We start from the raw sequence: 2168 nt of genomic DNA, 5'->3' as shown, positions 1-2168 counted from the left end.
AAGAGCCCGAACGCCCCGAGCTGGGACGGGGTGCCGGGGACGAGGACCCGGCTCGCGGACCAGCCCGCGCGGGCGATGCTCATAGCCACTGCTTCCGTTTGAAGATGAGCCACATGACGAACGCCAGCACCAACATGACCCCGAAGGCATAGGGGTAGCCGAGGTCCCAGTCGAGTTCCGGCATGGCCCTGAAGTTCATCCCGTAGATGCCCGTCACGAGGGCGGGCGCGAAGAAGATGGCCGCCCACGAGGAGATCCGCTTGACCTGTTCGTTCTGCGCAAGGCCCGTCTCGTTGAGGCGGTTCGACGTGAGCGTGCCGTCGAGGACGAGGGCGTTCTGGAGAAGGTCGCGATAGGCATCGATGCGCGAGATCACCTGCTCGACGTGGTCGCGAACGTCGCGCAGGCTGCGCTGGAGCTCGAGGTCCACGCGTTCTTTCTCGTAGCCGCGCTCGAGCCCCTCGATAAGGTGTCGCAGCGGGTGGACGGCCCGCTGGAACTGGATGACCTCGCGGGTGAGCTCGTAGATCCGGCGCGATACCGCGGGGTCGCCCTCGAAGAGCTCGTCCTCGATTTCGTCGACGTCGTGCTCGAGGCCCGTCACGACGGGCGCATAGTCGTCGACGACGCGGTCGAGGAGCGCGTAAAGGACCGCATGGGGCCCGCGGGCCAGGAGCGTGGGGTCGGACTCCAGGCGCTTGCGCACTTCGCCGACGCCGGCGGTCTCGGCGTGCCGGATCGTGACCACGAAGTTGGGCCCGGCGAAGATGTGGAGCTCCCCGAACTCGACCGTATCGGTCTCGTCGAGATAGCGAGCGGGCCGCAGCACAGTGAACAGCACCTCCCCATACCGCTCGGCCTTGGGCCGCTGGTGGGCCGTGATCGCGTCCTCTACGGCGAGGTCGTGGAGCCGGAACTCGTGCGCGACCTGGGCCATCTCCTCGGGAGTCGGGCGATAGAGGCCGATCCATGCCATGCTGCCGCCGGTCGCCTCCAGCGTCTCGAACGTCTGCTCGAGACTCTCGGGGTGAGCGGCGCGGTGGCCGTTCAGGTAGACAGCGTTGTCGATGATCGTCACCCGGCCATTATGTCTCCGCCGGGTCTCGACGCGGGGGGGGTTAGCCGGCGGTCTCGATCGATCGCCGCAGGATCGCATCCGCCCGGTAGGCGATGTGCGTGTGGAGGGCCAACACGGTCTCGGAGCGGATCACCCCCCGGATGCGCAGAACGCTCCGAAGGGCGGCCTGAAGCTCGTGCGTGTCCGACGCCGCGAGGCGGCACCAGATGTCCCCGCGCCCGGAGATCTCGTGGGCCTCGAGGATCGCGGGCACGCGCCGGAGCCCGGCCACGACCGCATCGAGGTCCCGATGGACCACCTCGAGGGTCATGAAAGCCACGACGTCGTAGCCGATCGCCTCGAGGTTGACCTCTCGGCCTCCTCCGCGCAGGATCTCGGCGCGTTGGAGGCGCTTGAGCCGCGACTGCACGGTGTTCCGGGCCACTCCGAGCCGCTCAGCGAGCTCCGCGATCTGGGCGCGCGGGTCCTCGACGAGGGCCAGGACAAGCTTGGTGTCCAATGCATCGAGAACGCTCAATAGTCACTCCCCGGCAGCTTTCAGAATCAGATCTGATCATAGCGCTCAGATTATGGAGAAAAAACTGATCGGAAAGATCACCACGCCTCAAACTGGCGGCATGTCCCTCTTCGCCGAGCTCCGCATGCGCCCCGCCGCCGAGCCCGCCATGTCTGGCCGGGTCGACGCCACGGGCTGGGACGCCTCGCGGACCATGCGCCTCGCCCTGAGCGGTGGCACCCTCTTCGTGCTTCTCATCGGAGCCAACCTCGCGACGCCGCTCTACCCCGCGCTGGCGCAGCGCCTCGGCCTCGGAAGCCTGGGGATCTCGGTTGCGTTCGCGAGCTACGTTGTGAGCCTCGTCGCGGTCCTGCTCGTCGCGGGGCACTGGTCGGATCACATCGGACGACGCGCGGCGCTCACTCTCGCGGTCGTCCTCGGCATCGCGGGCCTCGCCGTATTCGCGACGGCGAACAGCCTCCTCGCGCTGTGCGTCGGGCGCGCGCTGCATGGTGCCGCCGTCGCGCTCGCGACCGGTGCGAGCTCCGCGGCCCTCCGTGAGCTTCTTCCGCATCGCGCGGGCTGGGCCTCGCG

General features: G+C 68.2%; 3 protein-coding genes. 1 reads left to right on the top strand and 2 read right to left on the bottom strand.

All coding sequences use genetic code 11. The features are described 5' to 3' along the window. Window positions 1-79 precede the first annotated feature (79 nt). Window positions 80-1078 carry a magnesium/cobalt transporter CorA gene (gene corA, locus ACLN58_RS21390; protein ID WP_415857231.1) on the bottom strand — a complete coding sequence of 333 codons (999 nt, stop codon included), beginning with the start codon at window positions 1076-1078 and terminating at the stop codon, window positions 80-82. 40 nt (window positions 1079-1118) lie between these two features. Next, window positions 1119-1595 (bottom strand): Lrp/AsnC family transcriptional regulator, encoded by a 477-nt coding sequence (locus ACLN58_RS21385; RefSeq protein ID WP_415857230.1) that lies wholly within the window; start codon window positions 1593-1595, stop codon window positions 1119-1121. Between the two features lie 100 nt (window positions 1596-1695). Between ACLN58_RS21385 and ACLN58_RS21380 the strand changes: the two genes are divergently transcribed. After that, window positions 1696-2168: MFS transporter (locus ACLN58_RS21380; protein ID WP_415857229.1), on the top strand; the 473-nt coding region annotated here is incomplete at its 3' end.

It is taken from the genome of Sinomonas sp. G460-2, from assembly GCF_047759905.1.
Taxonomy (GTDB): domain Bacteria; phylum Actinomycetota; class Actinomycetes; order Actinomycetales; family Micrococcaceae; genus Sinomonas.
This window is presented reverse-complemented; position numbering and strand designations above follow the sequence as displayed.